This is a genomic window from Pseudomonas sp. HP_01 (assembly GCF_055284355.1).
On the sequence record NZ_JBTOPV010000012.1, the window covers coordinates 67,872 to 88,749 of the forward strand.

Annotated in this window: 17 protein-coding genes and 3 pseudogenes; 9 read left to right on the forward strand and 11 right to left on the reverse strand. The window is 56.3% G+C overall.

Features of this window, described 5'->3' with window-relative positions; genetic code table 11:
- Positions 1-5 precede the first annotated feature (5 nt).
- On the forward strand, positions 6-236 hold the full coding sequence (locus ACYAR8_RS08985; RefSeq protein ID WP_065986890.1) for a YheU family protein: 231 nt from the start codon (positions 6-8) through the stop codon (positions 234-236).
- A 46-nt stretch (positions 237-282) separates the two neighbouring features.
- Here the strand turns inward: ACYAR8_RS08985 and csrA are convergent, their stop codons facing one another.
- The 3 genes from csrA to ACYAR8_RS09000 all read right to left on the reverse strand — a co-directional run bounded on the left by csrA (position 283) and on the right by ACYAR8_RS09000 (position 1,913).
- Positions 283-480, reverse strand: coding sequence for a carbon storage regulator CsrA (gene csrA, locus ACYAR8_RS08990; protein ID WP_074890247.1), 198 nt, complete (start codon positions 478-480; stop codon positions 283-285).
- Positions 481-695: 215 nt separating this feature from the next.
- Entirely contained in the window at positions 696-1,028 is a 333-nt protein-coding gene (locus tag ACYAR8_RS08995; RefSeq protein WP_074890245.1) for a YnfA family protein, read from the reverse strand.
- 72 nt (positions 1,029-1,100) lie between these two features.
- A complete protein-coding gene (locus ACYAR8_RS09000; protein ID WP_463579683.1) occupies positions 1,101-1,913 on the reverse strand; it encodes an SDR family oxidoreductase in 813 nt (270 codons plus the stop codon).
- Positions 1,914-2,361: 448 nt separating this feature from the next.
- Between ACYAR8_RS09000 and ACYAR8_RS09005 the strand changes: the two genes are divergently transcribed.
- The 5 genes from ACYAR8_RS09005 (at position 2,362) to ACYAR8_RS09025 (ending at position 5,843) form a co-directional block, all read left to right on the forward strand.
- On the forward strand, positions 2,362-2,520 hold the full coding sequence (locus tag ACYAR8_RS09005) for a DUF3309 family protein (RefSeq protein ID WP_020290439.1): 159 nt from the start codon (positions 2,362-2,364) through the stop codon (positions 2,518-2,520).
- A 562-nt stretch (positions 2,521-3,082) separates the two neighbouring features.
- A complete protein-coding gene (gene tnpA / locus ACYAR8_RS09010) occupies positions 3,083-3,415 on the forward strand; it encodes an IS66-like element accessory protein TnpA (RefSeq protein WP_146175925.1) in 333 nt (110 codons plus the stop codon).
- On the forward strand, positions 3,412-3,747 hold the full coding sequence (gene tnpB, locus ACYAR8_RS09015) for an IS66 family insertion sequence element accessory protein TnpB (RefSeq protein WP_158273383.1): 336 nt from the start codon (positions 3,412-3,414) through the stop codon (positions 3,745-3,747). Before tnpA ends, tnpB begins: the two co-directional genes overlap by 4 nt.
- An 83-nt stretch (positions 3,748-3,830) precedes the next feature.
- Positions 3,831-5,357 (forward strand): IS66 family transposase, encoded by a 1,527-nt coding sequence (tnpC, locus tag ACYAR8_RS09020; protein WP_463579684.1) that lies wholly within the window; start codon positions 3,831-3,833, stop codon positions 5,355-5,357.
- A 60-nt stretch (positions 5,358-5,417) separates the two neighbouring features.
- Positions 5,418-5,843 (forward strand): GNAT family N-acetyltransferase, encoded by a 426-nt coding sequence (locus ACYAR8_RS09025; protein WP_108122010.1) that lies wholly within the window; start codon positions 5,418-5,420, stop codon positions 5,841-5,843.
- 66 nt (positions 5,844-5,909) lie between these two features.
- On the opposite strand, the pseudogene ACYAR8_RS09030 reads toward ACYAR8_RS09025, so the two are convergent.
- From ACYAR8_RS09030 to ACYAR8_RS09040, 3 genes and pseudogenes are all read right to left on the reverse strand, one after another.
- Positions 5,910-6,387: pseudogene (locus ACYAR8_RS09030) on the reverse strand (methyl-accepting chemotaxis protein); the annotation flags it as partial.
- Positions 6,388-6,653: 266 nt separating this feature from the next.
- Positions 6,654-8,039 (reverse strand): GntT/GntP/DsdX family permease, encoded by a 1,386-nt coding sequence (locus ACYAR8_RS09035; RefSeq protein ID WP_108122012.1) that lies wholly within the window; start codon positions 8,037-8,039, stop codon positions 6,654-6,656.
- Between the two features lie 435 nt (positions 8,040-8,474).
- A complete protein-coding gene (locus tag ACYAR8_RS09040; RefSeq protein ID WP_108122014.1) occupies positions 8,475-9,206 on the reverse strand; it encodes a GntR family transcriptional regulator in 732 nt (243 codons plus the stop codon).
- Between the two features lie 368 nt (positions 9,207-9,574).
- On the opposite strand from ACYAR8_RS09040, the pseudogene tnpC (ACYAR8_RS09045) reads away from it, so the two are divergent.
- The 3 genes and pseudogenes from tnpC (ACYAR8_RS09045) to ACYAR8_RS09055 form a co-directional block, all read left to right on the forward strand.
- A pseudogene (gene tnpC, locus ACYAR8_RS09045) lies at positions 9,575-10,589 on the forward strand (IS66 family transposase); the annotation flags it as partial.
- Between the two features lie 1,192 nt (positions 10,590-11,781).
- Positions 11,782-12,036 (forward strand): annotated as a pseudogene (locus tag ACYAR8_RS09050) (HAMP domain-containing protein); the annotation flags it as partial.
- 159 nt (positions 12,037-12,195) lie between these two features.
- The gene (locus ACYAR8_RS09055) at positions 12,196-12,912 is read left to right on the forward strand and encodes a methyl-accepting chemotaxis protein (protein ID WP_370445645.1); all 717 of its coding nucleotides are present in this window, start codon (positions 12,196-12,198) and stop codon (positions 12,910-12,912) included.
- Between the two features lie 170 nt (positions 12,913-13,082).
- Here the strand turns inward: ACYAR8_RS09055 and ACYAR8_RS09060 are convergent, their stop codons facing one another.
- From ACYAR8_RS09060 to ACYAR8_RS09080, 5 genes are all read right to left on the reverse strand, one after another.
- The gene (locus tag ACYAR8_RS09060) at positions 13,083-13,229 is read right to left on the reverse strand and encodes a hypothetical protein (protein ID WP_178086370.1); all 147 of its coding nucleotides are present in this window, start codon (positions 13,227-13,229) and stop codon (positions 13,083-13,085) included.
- A 136-nt stretch (positions 13,230-13,365) separates the two neighbouring features.
- Positions 13,366-13,968, reverse strand: a complete 603-nt coding sequence (locus ACYAR8_RS09065) for a 4'-phosphopantetheinyl transferase family protein (protein ID WP_463579685.1) — start codon at positions 13,966-13,968, stop codon at positions 13,366-13,368.
- Positions 13,965-18,005 (reverse strand): Pls/PosA family non-ribosomal peptide synthetase, encoded by a 4,041-nt coding sequence (locus ACYAR8_RS09070; RefSeq protein WP_463579686.1) that lies wholly within the window; start codon positions 18,003-18,005, stop codon positions 13,965-13,967. Before ACYAR8_RS09070 ends, ACYAR8_RS09065 begins: the two co-directional genes overlap by 4 nt.
- 795 nt (positions 18,006-18,800) lie before the next feature.
- Positions 18,801-20,459 (reverse strand): cation acetate symporter, encoded by a 1,659-nt coding sequence (locus tag ACYAR8_RS09075; RefSeq protein WP_463579687.1) that lies wholly within the window; start codon positions 20,457-20,459, stop codon positions 18,801-18,803.
- Positions 20,456-20,767: a DUF485 domain-containing protein gene (locus ACYAR8_RS09080; protein WP_108122019.1), complete on the reverse strand. Its 312-nt coding sequence runs from the start codon at positions 20,765-20,767 to the stop codon at positions 20,456-20,458. The genes ACYAR8_RS09075 and ACYAR8_RS09080 overlap by 4 nt, the downstream gene beginning before the upstream one ends.
- Positions 20,768-20,878 lie beyond the last annotated feature (111 nt).

Genomic DNA, 20,878 nt, shown 5'->3' on the forward strand with positions numbered 1-20,878 from the left:
AACCTATGCTGATCCCCTACGACCAACTCGAAGCCGACACCCTGACGCGCCTGATCGAGGACTTCGTGACCCGCGATGGCACTGACAACGGCGACGATACCCCCCTCGAAACCCGCGTGCTGCGGGTGCGCCATGCGCTGAGCAAAGGTCAGGCGGTGATTTTCTTCGACATGGACAGCCAGCAATGTCAGCTGATGCTCAAGCATGAAGTACCAAAGGAATATTTCGAGGAATAGGCCACCTTGCACCTGCCGCAGCACCGCGATAGCCACCGAATTGAGTTCATCTGCCCGGCGACCGGTTGGCCAGGTTCTGCAACCGTGACGCGATTCGTCGGATAACTTCTGCCCGATGAATCCTGATGCTGCGCGGCGCATTGATTCCCAGGCGAACCTGATTACCGCTGATGCCCAACACCTTCACGGTGATCTCATCGCCGATGTTGAAGGTCTCTCCGATTTCCCGCGTCAATACCAGCATACGTCCTACTCCTTGGCTGTAACCGAAGAAGCAGGTTGACCCTCAGACCCAGGCGCTTCAATGCGCAAGGGCAAAATCAGTAACGCCCTTCAATCCTTCAAGAACATGGCTTACAGACGCTTCCTACGCGCCAGGGCATCTCCGGCCTGCACATCAGAGAAAGGTCCGGCAGAGGTCAGTTCATTACTCTGACACGAAAGATCAAGCGCGAAAGATCAGGCGGCTGACCAGCGCGGGCCAAGCAGAATAATGGTCGCGCCGATCACGCACAGGCCGACGCCGATCCAGTCCGACGTCAAAGGACGAACACGTTCGATAACGCCTAGCCAGGCAATGGACGCAATGATGTAAATGCCGCCATAAGCCGCGTAGGCCCGCCCGGCATACGTGGCTTCTACCCGGGTCAGCAGGACGGCGAACAATGTCAGGCTGATCAGCGCCGGAATGACCCACAGCGCGCTCTTGCCTTGGCGCAGCCACATCCAGAAGGCATAACATCCGGCAATCTCGAACAGCGCGGCAAGGAAAAACCACAGGTAATTGAGCACGATGAGCATCGTCCAGGTCAGCCGGAAAGTGCCGGCAACCCTATCAGAAAAGCTCCTTCACAGAGATTTGATTCAGCTGCCGGGCTTCGCCTTGGCGCGCATTTTCTCCGCCATGGTGGCCATCTCGTCGTACAGCAGCTGAGGATTTTTCTGCTTGAGCTGCCAGGCCATTCGCCCTTGCTCATGGGGCAGGATCATGAACTCGCCGTTGGCTACCTGCTGGTAGATGTAATCGGCGATATCCGTTGCGCTGATGGGCGAGCTCTCCAGCAACTTTCCGACCTGGGCTTTCATCGCCGGCGTGGGGCCGCGAAAGGAATCCAGCAAGTTGGTCTGGAAGAACGACGGACACACCACGTGCACGCCGATTTCCTGCTGGCGCAGCTCGATCAGCAGGCTCTCCGACAGCGCGACCACACCCGCCTTGGCGACGTTGTAATTGCTCATCGCCGGGCCCTGCATCAAGGCAGCCATGGACGCGATGTTGATGATCTTGCCTTTGCTCTGTTCCAACAGCGGCAAAAACGCCTTGCAGCCCTTGACGACCCCCATCAGGTTGATTGCGATCTGCCAGTCCCAATCCTCCAGGGACAATTCGCCGAAGAACCCACCTGAAGCGACCCCGGCGTTGTTGACGATCACATCGATGCCGCCGAATTTCTGCTCGCAGGCTTGGGCAAATGCGGTGAGCTGGCTGTAGTCCCGAACGTCACAGCGCTGTACGAAACCGTCCCCACCCGCTTCGCGCACCAGGCGCAGGGTTTCCTGAAGGCCGCTGTCACTGACATCCGACAGCGCCAGCTGCCACCCTTCGCGCGCCCAACGCAGCGCGATCTCGCGTCCCAGCCCGGACCCTGCGCCGGTGATCATGATGCGATTGTGCATAGCAGACGCCTTGTCGGTTATGAAGAAGTAGCCAGAGTGTAAACAGGAGGATTGTCCGACAAACCCTTCATCAGGGCGCTGAATATGAGAGGCAAACCGATGCTTTGAATGGATCACCACTCTTTTGGATGTATTTAGGCAGTTGGGTGTTTGATGGGCAGCGAGTTATATCGAACTTGGTGACCCGTTAGTTACGGCTTGGTTCCACACTAAGCGGCGTTAGTTTTTGCGCATTTTTGATCAGCATTTTAAGCAATCACGTTTTTTCGCTAAACGCGCAAGGCTATGGTTTCTTTGTTTTTTTTGGGGATGTTAATTTTTATTTCTGCCGCTCAGAACCTTTTGATTAGTCCGGCAGTCGGATCCATCAAGCAGCACAATGATTAGCCGTAGTGGCAACCTCTTGAACTGCATAGCCATCTTCCAAGAACACTAGAAGGAACTCGTCATGGGCATCGGCACAATTCTGATCATCATCCTTATCCTGCTGTTGGTTGGCGGACTTCCGGTTTTCCCGCACTCCCGAAGCTGGGGCTACGGTCCGTCGGGCATCATCGGTACGATTCTGGTGATCCTGCTGATATTGGTGTTGCTGGGCAGGATTTAACTGCCAGGCTGGCATTAAAAAAGAACCGCGCTCAGGCGCGGTTTTTTTTGTGTTTTTTTTGGAGCGGATCTGCCTGGGGGCAGATTGTTTCGCCTTCGGCGACTTACTTTTGAAAAGCACCAAAAGTAAGCAAAAGTGCCTGCTCTCGGCTTGGCCCGACTTCGTCGGGTTCCCTCACTCCGACGACGCTCCGTGGGCCCAAGTCGCGATTGGCGGTGTTTGAGCGTTCTGTGCAGGAAGATCAAAAGCAGATCAACAGCTTCCCGGCTGAAGCCGGTCCCACAGGGTGTACGGTGTGCTTTTTTAGTGGGACCGGCTTTAGCCGGGAAGAGGCTGGTTTGAACGCTATGAATTCAGAAACTTACGCTCACCCGTTAGCTGCTACCACTGGATTTTTAGGGGTGCAGGGAGAGTGAGGGTTTACAGCAATCGAACAGGACGTTCTGGGGAAGCTAGGGCGTAACCGTCCGGGCAACACGCCTTCCTGATGCCATCGCTTAAGGCGATGGTGTCCACCTAAATTTAAGTGGACACCATTTTTAGCCTTTTTAAGCGGACGCCCATGCCACAAGAACGCCGTTCCTATTCCAAGTCCTTTAAGGCCCAGGTCATCGCCGAGTGCGCGCAGGCTGACACCTCGATTGCCAATGTCGCCTTGACCCACAACCTCAATGCAAACCTTGTCCATAAATGGATTCGGGTGCATGCGCAGAAAAACCTGGCACTGCAAACTGCCTTTATTTCGGTCAAGGCATTGTCTTCGACAGCGGCCCCTCAAACTCTTCCGGCCACGATTCAAATCGAAGTGCCTCATTCAAAAGGCGTAGTCGTGGTGAGTTGGCCGGCAGAAAATGCAGCGGCATGTTCCGCTTTTCTGCGAGACCTGCTGCGATGATTCGCATCGACACCATCTGGCTCGCCATTGAGCCCATGGACATGCGCGCCGGCACTGAAACCGCGCTGGCGCGAGTTGTCGCGGTGTTCGGTGCGGCGAAGCCGCACTGTGCTTATCTGTTCGCCAACCGCCGCGCCAATCGTATGAAAGTGTTGGTGCATGACGGCGTGGGGATTTGGCTTGCAGCCCGGCGCTTGAATCAAGGGCGCTTCTTTTGGCCAGGCGTGCGGCACGGCTCTGAAGTCGAGTTGGATGCCGAGCAACTTCAAGCCTTAGTGCTCGGTTTACCTTGGCAACGCGTCGGTTCCGGAGGAGCCATCACGGTGCTCTAACTCGCCTGCCATGGCCTGCTTGCCAGCGCAATTGGCCCATCAGTCCATCGCCGCCCATAGCCCTCTCTGGCAAAATCGGCGGTATGACTTCGCATCCGAATCTCGATCAATTAAACCCTGAAGAACTGCGTGCTTTGGCTGCGCAGTTGATCCAGCGCGTCGAGACGATGGACAAGCAGATCAATCATCAAAAGTCGGTCAACGAGAAACTGGCCCACGAGATTGCGCTGCTCAAACGCTTTAAATTTGCCAAGCGCAGCGAGCAACTAAGTCCGGATCAAGCCAGCTTGCTCGACGACCTGATCGACACCGATATTGCCGCCATTGAAGCTGAGCTTGAAGCACTGCAACCGGCGCTTGTTGAAGGCAAAGTACGCCAGCAACCCAAGCGCGCTGCGCTGCCAGCGCAGTTCCCTCGCACGCTGATCCATCACGAACCGGAAAACAGCCACTGCCAATGCGGCTGCGCCCTCAAACGTATCGGTGAAGATGCCAGCGAAAAGCTCGACTACACACCGGGCGTCTTCACTGTCGAGCGCCACATCCGTGGGAAATGGGCCTGCGAGCAGTACGAAACGCTGATCCAGGCGCCGGTACCGGCGCATGTCATCGACAAAGGCATACCGACAGCGGGCCTGCTGGCCCACGTCATGGTGGCCAAATTTGCCGACCATCTGCCACTGTACCGGCAGGAGAAAATCTTCGGCCGCGCCGGACTGCCTATTGCTCGCTCGACCTTGGCGCAATGGGTGGGTAACTGCGGCGTGCAATTACAGCCGCTGGTTGATGCGCTGCGCGAAGCCGTGCTGACGCACGGTGTCGTCCACGCCGACGAAACCCCGGTACAAATGCTGACGCCAGGCGCGAAGAAAACGCATCGCGCTTACGTCTGGGCCTTTGCCACCAGCCAGTTCTCCGATCTGGCGGCAGTTGTTTACGACTTCAGCCCGAGCCGCGCTGGCGAACATGCCCGAAACTTCCTGGGCAACTGGAACGGCAAGCTGGTCTGCGATGACTTCGCTGGCTACAAGGCAGGATTTGAGCTGGGCGTTACGGAGATCGGCTGCATGGCCCATGCACGGCGCAAGTTCTTCGACCTGCACGCGACCAACAAGAGCCAAATCGCCGAAAAAGCACTGCACTACATCGCGGCCTTGTACGAAGTTGAGCGAGAGGTTCGCGAACTGGAACTCGGCGACCGACATCGAATACGGCGAGAGAAAGCTGCGCCAATCATCGACGCACTTCATACCTGGATGATCGCCCAAAGGCAGCTTGTGCCGGAGGGATCGGCCATCGCCAAAGCCTTGGGTTACAGTCTCAAACGCTGGATAGCACTGACGCGCTATCTCGATGATGGTGCTGTGCCCATCGATAACAACTGGTGCGAAAATCAAATCCGGCCGTGGGCACTTGGGCGTTCAAACTGGCTGTTTGCAGGCTCTTTACGCAGCGGCAAGCGCGCGGCTGCAATCATGAGTCTGATCCAATCGGCACGGCTCAATGGGCATGATCCTTATGCGTACTTAAAAGATGTCCTCAATCGCCTGCCGACGCAGCGGGCGAGTGAGATTGCCGAGTTGTTGCCTCATAATTGGATGCGTCCGTAACTCACTCAAGATGGGCTCGGCAGAGGCTCATGACTTAAAACAAGGACGGTAAGAAAAATCATGAAAACGAATCTCATCGTGGTTGGTAATGAGCCAAATCCCGAGCTTGAGGAAGCAATTAGCGTTGGTTTGAATGCATTCAATGATCAGATAACTGGCTCAAATGATCGCAGTCCACTGACGGTGATTGTCAGAGACCCGAATACGAAAGAGGCCTTGGGAGGAATCATCGGAAGATCGTCTCTAGGGCTGGCGTTTCTCGATCTCTTTCATCTTCCAGACTCTCTCCGTGGATCGGGTTTAGGGACGAAAGTCCTGAGAGCGTTCGAGGATGAGGCGCGTAGCCGGGGATGTCGCTCTGCCGTGCTTTACACCATTAGCTTCCAGGCACCTGGTTTTTACGAAAAAAACGGGTGGATACGTTTTGGGGAAATAGCCTGTGACCCAGAAGGTGCGAGTCGTGTTTTTATGAGCAAAAAGCTCTGACGGCCAGATTAAAATCGCCACCAGTAGAAATGTAACTGGTTGCAAGGCGTGATCGCCATACGCTTACTGCGCACCTTCGTTCGATTGCTGGCCTGAACGGGTCGCCAGCTTGTGAGCTTCATCCGCATTTTCGGAGACATGGTGAATGCTGACAGTAAGTTCCTCGACAGTTGCCGCCATCATCGATGGCGGAGGTTGATTGCTCCTGGATAGAACCAGATAGTTGCTCGGATGCGCCCGAAACTTACTGTACAGCGACGACCAACTGATTCGCCGCCAAGCTGATTTGCTGGATCATCTCCCGGAGCCGGATCTGCATACGTGCGAAGGCTTTCGGCAGCTCATCATGGCTGATGGTATATATAGCCGTATCAAGTTTGCCATTGGCAATAGCCGTAGCAGCGTCAATCGCGAGCTGCAAGCGTGCAGTAGTGCTGCGACCCAAAGTGGTCGCTAGGGCAACGGATAGAACCGCGGCCACAACGCCCCCCCAAATTAGGATCATCAAGGCTTGATGCTTTGCATCCGCCATTGCCTGGTTTCGGGCATCTAAGTCCAGTCATCAATGCAGCTGAACTCGCTAGGAACAACCTAGATGTCTGGTCAAAACTGCCTTGGAAAACCTGGCGCCGATCATCCGGCTTTTCTACGGGGTAGCTGCCCTCCCTACCGATACCATCGGTCAGCGCTAATGCCCTATCTTCTCCGGGCCCGAAATACTTCAGCGTGGCAGCGACGATTCGCAGCCCACTAGACGTGGTATTGGATACCTCGCTTTGGCAGGCTTCGGCGCTTCGAATGAATCCCGACTCAACTTACTGTGATAACCGCATTCAGGATCAACACCACAACCAATCCGACCACAGCCACAATAGATTGAACCACCGAGATAGTCTTCGTTGCTTCTCCCATTGTCATGCCAAAAGACTCCTTTACCATCCAGAAGCCTGCATGATTCGCATAATTGAAAAACAGCGAACCACAGCCGATGGACAATGCTAGCAAGGGCAAGTTAAGGGTGGGATCAGCACCCGCAAGCGGCGCCAGCAAGCCTGCAGCGCCTACGATACCCACAGTTGCGGAGCCAGTAGAAACCGAGAGCAACATCGCAATCAGCCAACCCAGGATTAACGGAGGGAAGGCAGACTGCTGGGTCAGGTGCACGATAGCATCGCCTACCTTGGCACTGGTTAGCATCTCCTGAAATGCTCCGCCTCCTGCAATGATCATGATGATGGAGGCAATAGGCTTGAGACTTTTACCCAGCGAATCACGCACCTTTTCGGCGTCGCCACCGCGCGCTAGAACTAGGCTTGCGCCGGCGAAAAGCACGCCTAAGAGCATGGATATCAAAGGGTTTCCCACGAAACTGGCCATTTGCAGCATCGCATTGCCCTTGGGCAGCACCATCTCGGCGACGGCATTGATCAGCATCAGGATCGCCGGTAGCAAGGCTGCCAGTACGCCGAGCCAAACGCCGCGGCGGGGTTGACTGTCGGCTCTTTCGGCCAGCGTGAACTGATCAAGTAATGCCTGATCAGGCCTGGTGCTCATACGCTTCGAAATGAACGCGCCGTAAAGGGGGCCGCCCAGAATCATTGCTGGAATAGCCGCGATGAAGCCGTAGAGCATTGTGGGCCCCACTGAGGTTTTGAGCGCAGCGATGGCCGTCAACGGGCCTGGGTGCGGCGGTACCATGCCATGCATAGCGGCGAGCGCCGAAATCACTGGAACACCCACATACACATACGCCGAGCCTTTGAAGCGAGCCTGGCTTTCCAGCTTTCGCGCCACACTGAATATCAGCGGCAGCATGATCACCAAACCCACCTCGAAAAACATAGGTATGCCAATTACAAATGCAACCATCATCATTGCCCAAGGGATCATGCGATCCGAGGTGCGCTTCAGGATGACCTCGGCCAGTTGCTCCGTGACGCCAGCATCAGCCAGGATCTTGCCTAGCATCGCGCCTAGCGCGATTACAATCCCGACTGCGCCCAGTGTCTTTCCGGCACCGGTGATCAAGTGCGCGACGATACTTTCTGGCTGCATTTGAGTGGCAAAGCCCACACCAACAGAAACGACCATCAGGGCCAAAAGCGGGTGCATCTTGAGTCGCGACACGATCAGTGCCACCAGCACCAAGACGCTGACAAGCGCGGTCATTAAAAGCTGTATATCCAGGGTAGTCATGAAATTATCTCAGTTGGGCAGGCGCTGAGGCTGCACTCAGTGTTTGAAAAACGGGTTCGAGTCGCAACGTTTAACGAGGCACGCAAAAAACTAAAAAACGCCTGAGTGCCTCCGCCTACAACACCCGCTTCAGGAAAGGCAAGCACTTCGCAGCCTGCTGCTATGTCACTGCTGTCAGGTAGCTTAGTGATGAGGCCAAAATGGGCACTAGCGGGAGCGCCCCAAAGGTTAAGGCCTCGGATTTCCTGCAAGCGAAGGGCAATTGCCAAGTGAGCATCTAAACCTCCAACGTCTTGAGCAGTTATCCACCGAAACGGCCGAGTTTTTTTATGCTCACGGGGAGCTAATTGGCTATACCAACCGAACATGGTTCTTATCCTTATGGTTGAGCGTAAAGCGGCAAAAAATCAGGTGTGGCTGGCTAGATATGAACTCTCAGCGGATGTCTACGCTGTAGCGAAAAAATTTGGCATGCCCGTGGGAGCGACGCCACTCTAGTGGGGTGTCGGCGTAGTCACGCGCCAGCCGCTCGATCACCACAACCGGGCTGCTGACAGGGATTTGCAATAACTGAGCGTGCACGTCGTCTACGGACTGGGCAGTGAGCGACTCTTCGGCATAAGCCACCACCTGCCCACAGAACTTTTCGTAGATTGGGTAGAGCAGTGGCCCCTCGACAGCGAGATTGATGTCCAGAAGCGGCCGAAAGCGTGCAGACGGTAGCCAGATCTCCTCGGCGAGAAACGGCTGACCATCGAGCAGTCGAACACGGATGATGCGAATGACCGGCGCGTCGGCGGATAATCCCAAAGCTTGGGCGACCTCTAGAGGTGCTGATAAAGGCTCTATGGAAAAAATGCGGCTTTCCGGTATCTGTCGCTCGCCGGCGGCTGTCTGGAAACGAAAGAAACGAAACAGCGAGGATTGAAACTGAGGCCGACGGACAAACGTGCCGCGGCCTTGTTGACGCTCGAGCAGACCTTCATTGACCAGCGCATCCACCGCTTTGCGCACGGTACCCGTCGACAGCCGGTATTCAGTTGAAAGCGCCGCCTCCGTGGGAATAGCTTCGCCAGGCCGCCAGTGATTAGTTGCAATCTGCTGGGCCAAGTGGTCATGAAGGCGTTGATAAAGCGGCAAACGAGTATCTTTGGACAGAGCATGCATTGACCGATTCGCTTTGTTGTATGGTCATATATATGAATTGTAACCAACTATTTCACCGATGATAAGAGCTTGTCAATAGCACTCTTCTATTTTGATCGAGCAGGCAAATACTGGCGATCAAGCGCGCCTTGACCGCATGTTTGGCTTGAACTGATAGGGGGCACCAGACTGTATTCGTGACTAGAATGTCTGCACGAGCAGATCTGAAGCAGCAGGTCTGAGCGATTTCCTTCGCGGGGCAATGTCGACATCGCCGCAACCGCAGATGGCCTCGGGCCGCCACGCGTTTGTCGCGGAGAGTGGCGCACTGCGGTCGATCAGAAGTCCCCCACTTGACTCCAGGCTGTTTTCCGGAATCGGTCAGGATGATACCCGCGCATGTCATCGACAAAGGCATACCGACATAGGGTCTGCCGGCCCACGTCATGGTGGCCGAGTTCGCTGATCATTTGCCGTTGTATCGTCAGGAAAAAATCTTCGGCCGCGCCGGGCTGCCCATCGCCCGTTCGACCTTGGCGCAATGGGTAGGCAACTGCGGCGTGCAACTTCAGCCGCTAGTCGATGCGCTGCGCGAAGCCGTGCTGACGCACGGCGTCGTCCACGCCGACGAGACGCCGGTACAAATGCTGACGCCTGACGCTAAAAAAACTCATCGCGCTTATGTCTGGGCCTATGCCACCAGCCAGTTCTCCGACTTGGCGGCGGTCGTTTACGACTTCAGTCCGAACCGCGCTGGCGAACATGCCCGAGCCTTCCTGGGTCGTTGGAACGGCAAGCTGGTCTGCGATGACTTTGCAGGCTACAAGGCAGGCTTTGAACTGGGCGTTACGGAGATCGGCTGCATGGCCTATGCCCGCCGAAGTTCTTCGACTTGCATGCGACCAACAAGAGCCAGATCGCCGAAAAAGCGCTGCGCTACACCGCGGCATTGTACGAAGTTGAACGAGAAGTCCGCGAGCTGGACCGGGTGATCGACAGCGAATACGGCAGGAAAAAGCAGCGCCAATCGCCGACGCACTTCATACCTGGATGATCGCCCAGAGGCAGCTGGTGCCTAAGGGGTCGGCCATAGCCAAAGCGTTGGATTACAGCCTCAAACGCTGGATAGCGCTGACGCGCTATCTCGATGACGGAGCTGTGCCCATCGATAACAACTGGTGCGAGAATCAAATCCGGCCGTGGGCTCTTGGTCGCTCGAACTGGCTGTTCGCGGGATCGTTACGCAGCGGTAAACGTGCCGCGGCGATCATGAGTTTGATCCAATCGGCGCGACTCAACGGCCATGATCCGTATGCTTATTTGAAGGACGTCCTCACGCGCCTGCCGACACAGCGGGCAAGTGAGATTGCGGAGCTACTACCGCATAGGTGGCGACCGGTTTAGTTGCGCAAGACGGGATGCCCGGACGCACTTCCAACTGGTGCCATTACCGTTCTACTTAGCCTTTATGCTGGTTATCCATGCATTCCTCCCTACAGCTTCGCCCGGTTCAGCCGATAGTTTTCGTACCAAGAGAAGCGCGGCAATTCGATCCTGTAACGAAGGAGAGTAAGCGGCTTTTGAGGAAGATCTCTTGGAATGCTTTCATTACCTCATAACCATAAATGAGAGATGGGCACTTTTTAACGCCTAAGAAAGCACTCACAGACCTTGAGTGATCGAGAACCCGATGAATTTATTAGCGCCTGCCCTGTTCGTTACCAACCGTGTTCGATTCCCCATGAAATTCGCAATTTTGGGATTTATTGTCCTGATTCCTCTGCTCCTGCTAGGCACCCGGGTGATGCTTTCACTGAACACGAGCATCACGGGCATCAAGCATGAACAGGTGGGTCAACAATACTTGTTGGACGTCACCCCTATCCTGCGTCTAACCATGATTCAGAGGGCGCTGACACACGGCATGCTCAGCGGTGACACCAACGCAGTAGCCAATGCAGCACGCAATGCTGAAAAGCTTAACGATGCCTATGCGACTCTTGCTGCGCAGGACGCAAAATTTAGCACCCAACTGGCAACGACAGACCGAGTTCAGACGTTGCGTACCGCTAGTGTGCAGCTGGTTGAACGCGCTAAAGCAGGCGAAGCACCTTTGGTGATCTTTTCCGCGTGGAACGACCAGTTAACCGACCTAATGAATTTCGTTTACTACATTACGGCCACTTCCGGCATGATTTTGGACGAAGAAGCAGGTTCGTTGTACCTCATCGATCTAAGCTCTATACGTCTACCTCGGCAAATAAATCTGGTCGGACAGATTCGCGGTCTGGCCAGCGGTTTTAGCGCTGACCGTCCTCTGGACGACACCACTCGTATTTTTGCCCAGACTTTGTTGAAACAGGAGCTGCTAATGCGTCAAGAGTTGCAGCAGAGCCTTTCGCTGCTTCGCCGAGAAGAGCCTAAATTATCTGGTGTAGTTCAGCCGTCTGTAACAACAGCCATTACCGACCTGGAAAATCTGCGTAAAGACCTGGTGGACTACCTTGATCCGAGCAAGCGCTCAACCGTGAATGCCAACACCTTGGGCGAGCGTGGAAACGCCGCCGTTGCTCAGTTTTACAAAGCTCAGGATCAGATGCAGGAATCGCTGCGAATTCGAATTGATGAGCGTCTGAATACACTGAGTAATGAGCGTACTTTCGGCACTGAGCTATTTATCGCCATTGCGATACTGCTGCTCTATGCGTTCGTCGGCATCTACAAGGCTCTGCGGATTGGGGTTGATGAGCTCCTAGCTGTGACGGCACGTATTGCTCAAGGCGATCTGAGCGCGCGCGTCCGAATCAACAGCCACGATGAAATCGGTGATGTAGGCGAGGGACTTAACCGCATGGTAACGGCCTTCTCTGGCTCACTGAGCCAGGTGGAGCGTAGCTCGCATTCAGTCTCAGATGCGGCAAAGCGACTAGAGATCTCCATAGGCCAAGCCAAAGCCTCAATGAACTCACAACAGGCTGAAACCGAGCAGGTTGCTACTGCCATCAACGAAATGACCGCGAGCGTTGCCGACGTAGCCCAGAATACCGAGGGCGCAGCACGTGCCGCTGAATCTGCAAGCAGTGCGTCTAACGACGGCTTGAAAGTTATGATTGAAACAAGTGCCGCTATTGAGGCGTTGGCCAACGAAGTGGAGCTCAGTGCAAGCAAAGTCGAAGCGTTAGCGACACACAGCAAAGAAATCGGTGGTGTCATCGAGGTCATCAGTACCATCGCGGATCAGACTAACCTGCTGGCCCTTAACGCGGCCATCGAGGCGGCGCGAGCTGGCGAGCAAGGCCGTGGTTTCGCGGTCGTGGCTGACGAAGTGCGGACTCTGGCCTCGCGCACACAAAACTCCACAGAAGAAATTCGACGGATCATCCAACAGTTGCAAGGCGCTACTGATGCCGCTGTTCAACAGATGAAGGCTGGACAAACCCGAGCTAGGGAATGCATTCAGGCAGCGAGCCAAGCGTCTGGCAGCCTGAACCAGATCAATGAAGCAGTAGACGGAATTGTGGGCATGAACACTCAGATTGCAAGTGCGGCGGTGCAGCAACATTCGGTCTCAGAGGATATCAATCGCAACGTCATCGGCATTCGAAACAGCAGTTTAATCGTCATGGAAGGCGTAGAGGACAACGCCGTAACGGCTGACGAGCTTTCATTGCTCGCTAATGAACTTCGCAGCGTAGTCGGCAAGTTTAAGTTATCCAGCAACGCTTGAAAGGAATCTCAAGCGTTTCAATTGTTGATAGCACGAGAAAGTGCTTTGACCGGGTCTGACTGGGGTGATGATGCCCGGCAGTCCCTGATCGACGTTGAGGGCTGAGCTTCATCGTTGCGCAATCTAGTAAAACAATAGAGCCAGCTACGCTAGATGACTTGCCCGGACGGTTACTCTTTCTTGGTGTCTTTCTTTTCAGAAGACTTCGAAAGAGTCGAGGCCGCCGCTGATTTCTTTTCCGGTGATGACTTTTTGTCCTTCAAATCCTTGCTGGCTTTCGAAGCTTCACCTTTGGTTTTCTTGTCGTCTTTAGCCACGTTAACCACCTCTCGAAGAGTGCCGGTATTAGCACAAGGCCTGTGGGAATCTCCACACGCTAATCATTAGGCGAACCCGCTTAAAGCGGTTCAATCTTTTTTAAGCGCTGAACGCAAAAATGACATCTGCGTCAGATCACAACACCGCGACCATGGCCACCCATGGCAAAGGCAGGTCGATTTGACCCACACAACCCGCAAGCACCGGGAGCGCTGTTGATTCCATCAGCGGCTGCCCATGCAGTTTGAGCAGCGCCTCGCGCTGGCACCATGCTTCGGTAAAGGCGAGCGTGCGTTGGGTATCGGGCGTTGCGAGCAATTGGCAGGTTGTGGTGGGGCCGAGGTAGTCCTTTGAGACGATGAGCCAGTCTGGTACGTCCTGGGTTTTCATGAGATCAACGCCCACCGGCCCTTGCAGATTGACGGCAGCGAGGGACAGGCCAGCTTCGTGGCTGATCGACAGGCCAGGCTCCAGCGCGCCGTCGAGGATCACCCGGGGAGGCCTTCCGGGCACGCTAACGAAGGTGATGTCACAAGGTTTGAGGTCAAGCCACTCGCCCAGTGCATCACGCAGGTGCGTGCGGATGCCCAGCCTTGCCTGCGCCCTTGATGCACCCGGATCGGTGGTGATACTGATTAGTAACAGGTCGGTATCCACGTGCAGCCGGGCCAACTGGCCGGGTAGCACATTGACCACCCGCCGCTTGCCATTCATGACGTCGACCGCCTCTACACTCATGCCCTGCCAGGCTCTGCAGGGCATCCGACCCAGCGGCTGCCGGCCGGGATGTGTTCGCCTTTCATCACCAGTGTCAAAGCACCCAAGTGCGCATCACATCCCACCACCGCGCTGTAAAGCACGGCGCTGCGCGGGCCCATATAGACGCGTTCGCGGATGTCGACAAGGTCGATTTTCATGACCCGGTCTTCGAACAGGTGAGTCTGTGGGCAAACCGCCGCGTTCAATTCACTGTGCGCACCGACCTTGACGCAGTCAAATTCGGTGATGTCGGTGGTATCCATGTACACGCCTTTGCCAATCCTGCAGCCGAGCATGTTGAACGCCAGTGGCAACCAGGGTGTGCCGCGCACATAGCGCATGAAGTTGGGCACGGCCATGCCTTCGTAGAGGCTGGTAATGCCTTCCGACAGCCACACGAATGGCGTCCACATCGGATCGGCACGTTTACGATAACGACCGATGACCAGCCATTTCAACGTGGCGACCAGCAGGAAATTACCCACGCTGTATGCGAGGCCAATCAAGGCCAGATAAGTGATAACCGTGCCCCAGCTTCGCTCATCGACCAACGGCATCAGGTAAAGGATGACGGTGTAGCCAACGGCTATGGTCATCGCATTCGGTGTCACGATACGCGTCGCTTCGATCAAGCCACGGGCCAGCCGGCGCAGAGGTGACGGCTTGAAGGTGAGCGAGTCGGGATATCCCGAGAGCTGTTCACGGGCCGGCAGATTGATCGGCGGCGAGCCAAGCCATGTGTCGCCGTTGGCCAGCTGACTATTGGGTGGTGTGCTGGAGTGCACGCCGATGAGGACGTTCTCCGGAAGTACGGTGCCATCGGCGATATAACTGCCATTACCCACAAAACTGCGGTTTGAGACGACAGTGGGTTGCATGGTCATCCAGCCACCATCTATGTGCTCGTCGCCCAGCATCACGGCGTCGGCGATGAAGGTCTCATCACCGAGGGTGAGCATGTCGGGGATCACGCCCTGCGCACTGGATATCTCGGCGTTACGGCCCACCTTCGCACCGAGCAATCGGTACCAGAACGGCGCGTATACCGTGGCGTACATGCCGGACAGCACATTCAAGCTCGCCTCCTGAATATGGCTGACCAACCACTTGGCACAGTAGGTGTTGCTGTGTACCGCGTAGCGGCCTGGCTTCAACCGCGGCAGTGCAATCCAGCGCAACGCGGCAGAGGCCAGTGCCGTGAAGACGATCAGCACGGCACTGGCCGGCAACGCCAGGATGAAATAACGGACGATCTGACTGCTTACGCCCCAGTTTTCCAGCCAGGTCAGTGTGTGGTGGGTATCGAACGTGTCCATCAGGAAGAAAGTTGGAAACACCGGGATGAAAAACAGCGTGGCTATCAGCAGGATTCCCGCGCTGAAAAACATGGCTTCTGCACCAAGGCGGGCTTTGCTCACTACGGGTCGGGCAGGTTGCCGGCGGGTATCGAATGAGCCTCTGTCACGTGCCGGAGAACCTTGCCAAATGCGCCCGGCCGGCACCTCGCGACCATCGGCCAGAGCCGACTGCGCTTCCAGATGACCAAATGGCCCCACGCCGGTATTGCCTTCCATGATCACGTACGAGCCAACACAGGCGTTGGCCTGCACCTTGATCTGCCCCAGGTGCAACTGGCCTCGTTCGACCCTCGCGTTTTCGAAGCTGACGCCGTTACCGATACTGACCCCATCGCCGATCTCTAGAAGGTCAGGGGCACGAATACCGATCCCGCCAATAATCACGTCTTTGCCGATCTTGGCTCCCAAGGCACGCAACCAGACCGGATAAAGAGACGAACCACTCAGTAAATAAAGCGGTGCCGACTCAACCATTCGGTCGGCAGCCCACCACCGAAAATAAGTGACGCCCCATAGCGGATAAACACCGGGTTTGAGGCGCCCGGCGATCAGCCATTTGCCCGTGAGCGCGATCATGAATTGCACCACCGTGGCGACCAGGAAGATCATGATCGACGCGAGCGTTGCCATAGTCACGGAGTCGCCGGGGGATCCGGTGAGGCAGTGGTAGGTGAAGAACGGTGCCAGCCACTGGGTCATGCGCAGGCTGACCATTACCGGCAAAGTGAGCGCTTGTGCCACGCCACAACGCCAGCGGCGCCAGGCCGAGGGTGGCGTCCATTCGGTCGGGGCTTCGGTTTCTTCCGGAGTCAGGTCAAGCACTGCGCTGATGGCGTCAAGCCGACGTTGTTGATAGATATCGCGTACGGTGATGTGGGCGAAGCGTGGGTGGGCGCGCAGGGCTGATGCCAGGCGTGCAGCAAAAAATGAATGGCCGCCCAGATCGCTAAAAAAATCTGCATCGCGGCGAATCGGAACGCCTGGAAACAGCTTTGTCAGCTCTGCGAACAACACCACTTCGCTGGCAGTTTCTGCGACATCGGATTCAGTGCTGGTAGCGCTTGTATCGACCTCCAGAGGTCGCGCCTTTAGCGCTTTGCGATCTATCTTGCCGGACGTCAGCCGCGGCATGCTCTCGAGCAGTTCAACATATCCAGGCACCATGTAGGACGGCAACTTTGCCTGGGCGGCTTTGCGCAAGGCACTGGTGAACGCAGCGGGTGGCTCATCATCACAGACGACGTAGGCGATCAGTTGGTCGAGCCCGCGGTGGTTGCGCAGCAACACAGCGACGGTGCCAACGCCCGGCTGCAGAGCCAGTAACGACTCGATCTCGCCGAGTTCGACACGAAAACCTCTGATTTTGACCTGATCGTCCGCACGCCCAAGGCAGTGCACCTGGCCTTCATGATCAATGCGCGCCAGATCGCCCGTGCGGTAAATGCGGGCGTCATTCGGGCCGGTGGACCAAGGGTTGGGCAGAAATTTTTCTTGGGTCAGGTCCGGCCGTCCGAGATACCCCTCAGCCACTCCAGGCCCGACAATACACAGCTCACCGGTCTGACCGCGTGGCAGCAGCACCGGCTGGCAGTCGCTCTCAAACCGGGCTTCTTGCGCGATCACCAACAACCCGTAGTTGGGCAGTGGCTGACCGATGCTGACCGGGCGGCCGGGCAAGAGGCGAGACAAACTGGCGGACACTGTCGCTTCGGTAGGCCCATAGGTGTTGAACATCTGCCGGTTCGGCTTTGACCAGCGATCCACGAGGGATTCGGGGCACATTTCGCCGCCAAGGTTGATCAGGCGCAAGCCAGGCACGTCCTCACTGAATAGCGCTAACAATGTTGGTACGGCATGCAATACGCTGATGCGCTGCTGGTTCAGCAGGCGCGGCAGGCTCTCCGGGTCGCCACTGGTTTCCTTCGGGCCAATCCACAGGGTTGCGCCGACCAGATAGGAGATCCAGATCTCCTCAAACGACATATCGAACGCCACCGAGAAACCTTGGTACACGCGGTCACTGGCATTCACGCCAAGTATGGCGTTCTCGCTACGCAGGAAATGGCAGATGCTGCGCTGGGAAATCAGAATGCCTTTCGGTTTGCCGGTGGAGCCCGAGGTGTAAATCACGTACGCAGGATGATCGGGCATCGCGCCAGTGCGCCGCAGAAGTGGTGCATCTGTCTGCACGAGTAGCGATTCGGCGGTCCAAACCGTCATACCGATGTCACTCAGTTGTGGCTTGAATGCGTCGCAGCTGAGTACGCCCACTGCATTCGCATCCTCCATGCACACTTGCAGCCGCTCCACCGGCGTGTCTTGGTCCAGCGGCAGCCAGGCTGCACCCGACTTGGCAATACCCGCCTGCATAACCAGCAGCTCAATGCCTCTGGGCAACCACAAACCGACGATTTGGCCGGGCCGCACCCCCGCTTCGATCAGCGCTGCGGCGACGCGGTCTGCCTGATAGTCCAACTGCGCATAGTTGATCTGACGTTCGCCAAAGATCAGCGCGATCTTTTCCGGGTGACGCCTGGCGGTGGCCTCCAGCAGATCGGCCAACACTTCCTCGCGCAGCAACTCGGGCTGAAACGGACCGTACATGACGTCTGGCAGCGGTTCGTCGTGCAACAACTTCAACGGGGTCATATTATTCATGGCGCAACTCATTCGCTCGTGTGGAATAGATGCCTTGGGGTACTGGCTTAGGAGCACGAAACTGGGAGTACTGGAGTTATGAAGCCTGTCGGGCAGAACGAGGCGTCCGTTGTATTTCATTTTTAATAACGTTATTTGAACACTGCGTGCTTCTTTAAAACGACAGCGCTACCGGCAGCGCACTGTCTCAAGTTATGGCTGTACACAACTTGAACGAAGTGGCGAAGTGGCGAAGCGCTGAAGGTGACTCAGCGACAGGCAGGAGGGGGACAAGGCAGCCAAAGGAGGATCATCGCAGCAGCTTTGCCGTTAACGGCCCCACAGGACAGGCCGAACGGCAAAGGGGCCTGCATTCGTGCCCGTGCCGGGTTTCGCCGACGGCGCCCTGATCTGAGCGTTTTCAAAACAGGGTTTAATAGGGACGTGCCGAAAAAGAGCGCAGTGAGCATGAAGTTAACGGTTTTAGCAGGCAGCCGATATTTTATCTAATACGAATGATTCAACTATAAGTATGAAGCGTGATGCAGCAGGCATGACAAGGGAGCCGAAGTCATACAACTTCTAGCGAACCCGCCTCACAGGTTGCGAAACGGCAACCCGTTATGCGGCATTAACTCTGTGAGTTCGTCGCGCGACTGAGGCTGACGACATAAACCACTGCCGCTGTTTCGCAGAGTTGCCCGGTAGCGCAGGCTCAGAACGAGGGTTTTCGTTGTGCCCGGAGCGAGCGTTTTTCCAGCACACACAAAAACGCCCCGAATCATCGGGGCGTTTCCACAACAGCACTACCTCACATCAATGCGACACCGCACCACTGGCCCCCAGGCCCGTCTGCGAACGCACAAACTGCGGGAAGAACAACGCACGCTCACCCTCCGCCGCCTTCGACTTATCCGTGATCGAGAAAAACCAGATCCCGACAAACGCAATCGCAATCGAAAACAACGCCGGATACTCGTACGGGAAAATCGCCTTCTCGTGATGCAGAATCTGCACCCAAATGGTCGGCCCGAGCACCATCAACACCACCGCACTGACCAGGCCCATCCAGCCGCCAATCATCGCGCCACGAGTGGTCAGGTTCTTCCAGTACATCGAAAGCAACAACACCGGGAAGTTACAGCTCGCCGCAATCGAGAACGCCAGGCCCACCATGAACGCGATGTTCTGACTTTCGAACGCAATACCCAACAGGATCGCCACGACCGCCAGCGCAACCGTGGTGTACTTCGACACACGGATCTCGTCTTTCTCGTTGGCCTTGCCCGCCTTTATCACACTGGCATACAAGTCGTGGGACACCGCCGAAGCACCGGCCAGGGTCAGACCCGCCACCACAGCAAGGATGGTCGCGAACGCCACCGCCGAGATAAAGCCCAGGAACAGACTGCCACCGACCGCATCGGCCAAGTGAACCGCTGCCATGTTGTTGCCGCCGAGCAGCGCGCCCGCCGCGTCCTTGAACGTCGGATTGGTGCTGACCAGCAGGATCGCGCCAAAACCGATGATGAAGGTCAGGATGTAGAAGTAGCCGATGAAACCGGTCGCGTAGAGCACCGACTTACGGGCTTCCTTCGCATCACTCACGGTGAAGAAGCGCATGAGAATGTGTGGCAGGCCTGCGGTGCCGAACATCAGCGCCAAACCCAGCGAGAACGCCGAGATCGGATCTTTCACCAGACCGCCCGGGCTCATGATCGCTTCACCTTTCGGGTGAACCTTCACCGCTTCCGAGAACAGCACGTTGAAGTCGAAGTTGACGTGCTTCATCACCATCAACGCCATGAACGACGCACCGGAGAGCAGCATCACCGCCTTGATGATCTGTACCCACGTGGTCGCCAGCATGCCGCCGAACAGCACATAAAGGCACATCAGGATACCGACGAGCACCACCGCCACCGCATAGTCCAGACCGAACAGCAGCTGGATCAGCTTGCCGGCGCCAACCATCTGAGCGATCAAGTAGAACGCCACGACCACCAGCGAACCGCAGGCGGACAAGGTGCGGATTTCCTTCTGCTTGAGGCGATAGGACGCCACGTCAGCGAAGGTGTACTTGCCCAGGTTGCGCAGGCGTTCGGCGATCAGGAACAGGATGATCGGCCAGCCGACAAGGAAGCCGATGGAGTAGATCAGACCGTCGTAGCCGGAGGTGTACACCAGCGCGGAAATCCCCAGAAAGGACGCCGCCGACATGTAGTCACCGGCGATGGCCAGGCCGTTCTGGAACCCGGTGATCTTGCCGCCTGCCGAGTAGTAGTCTGACGCTGTCTTGTTCTTTTTCGACGCCCAATACGTGATGTAGAGAGTGAAACCAACGAAGACCACAAACATGATGATCGCCGACACGTTCAACGGTTGCTTCTGCACCGCACCAGTCAGCGCTTCGGCTGCCCATAGTGTTGGTGCGAAAGCAGCAAGGCCGAAGGCCGCAAGCAGGCGCCGGATCATTGCTGTGCCTCCTTCAGGATCGCGTTGTTCAGGTCATCGAATTCACCGTTTGCACGGCGAACGTAGATGGCGGTCAGAACGAACGCGGACACAATCAGCCCGACGCCGATCGGCATGCCCCACGTAATGGTTGATGTGGCGCTGAGTTTAGCGCCGAGAATCTGAGGCCCATACGCAATCAAAAGGATGAATGCGGCATAGAGCCCAAGCATGATTGCCGAGAGAATCCAGGCGAATCGTTCCCTTTTCGAGACCAGCTCCTTGAAGCGCGGGCTGTTCTGAATCGAGAGGTAAATGCTGTCGTTCATTGTTTTTGTCCTCGCAGCACAGATGGATGTCACGGTTTGCACTTTAGTCCGCTCTGCGTTGCACTCCAGACGACCTTAGTATTAGAACGACATTAGTTGATGTTCGAAGGA

Bases quoted from the DNA above. Each gene is read 5' to 3' on its own strand.
- ACYAR8_RS09035 (WP_108122012.1), bottom strand. From the start codon at position 8,039: ATGACTACCCTGGATATACAGCTTTTAATGACCGCGCTTGTCAGCGTC.
- ACYAR8_RS09070 (WP_463579686.1), bottom strand. From the start codon at position 18,005: ATGAATAATATGACCCCGTTGAAGTTGTTGCACGACGAACCGCTGCCA.
- tnpA (WP_146175925.1), top strand. From the start codon at position 3,083: ATGCCACAAGAACGCCGTTCCTATTCCAAGTCCTTTAAGGCCCAGGTC.
- ACYAR8_RS09065 (WP_463579685.1), bottom strand. From the start codon at position 13,968: ATGAGTGTAGAGGCGGTCGACGTCATGAATGGCAAGCGGCGGGTGGTC.
- ACYAR8_RS09075 (WP_463579687.1), bottom strand. From the start codon at position 20,459: ATGATCCGGCGCCTGCTTGCGGCCTTCGGCCTTGCTGCTTTCGCACCA.
- ACYAR8_RS09025 (WP_108122010.1), top strand. From the start codon at position 5,418: ATGAAAACGAATCTCATCGTGGTTGGTAATGAGCCAAATCCCGAGCTT.
- ACYAR8_RS09080 (WP_108122019.1), bottom strand. From the start codon at position 20,767: ATGAACGACAGCATTTACCTCTCGATTCAGAACAGCCCGCGCTTCAAG.
- csrA (WP_074890247.1), bottom strand. From the start codon at position 480: ATGCTGGTATTGACGCGGGAAATCGGAGAGACCTTCAACATCGGCGAT.
- tnpB (WP_158273383.1), top strand. From the start codon at position 3,412: ATGATTCGCATCGACACCATCTGGCTCGCCATTGAGCCCATGGACATG.
- ACYAR8_RS09005 (WP_020290439.1), top strand. From the start codon at position 2,362: ATGGGCATCGGCACAATTCTGATCATCATCCTTATCCTGCTGTTGGTT.
- ACYAR8_RS09040 (WP_108122014.1), bottom strand. From the start codon at position 9,206: ATGCATGCTCTGTCCAAAGATACTCGTTTGCCGCTTTATCAACGCCTT.
- ACYAR8_RS08985 (WP_065986890.1), top strand. From the start codon at position 6: ATGCTGATCCCCTACGACCAACTCGAAGCCGACACCCTGACGCGCCTG.
- ACYAR8_RS09000 (WP_463579683.1), bottom strand. From the start codon at position 1,913: ATGCACAATCGCATCATGATCACCGGCGCAGGGTCCGGGCTGGGACGC.
- ACYAR8_RS09055 (WP_370445645.1), top strand. From the start codon at position 12,196: ATGACCGCGAGCGTTGCCGACGTAGCCCAGAATACCGAGGGCGCAGCA.
- tnpC (WP_463579684.1), top strand. From the start codon at position 3,831: ATGACTTCGCATCCGAATCTCGATCAATTAAACCCTGAAGAACTGCGT.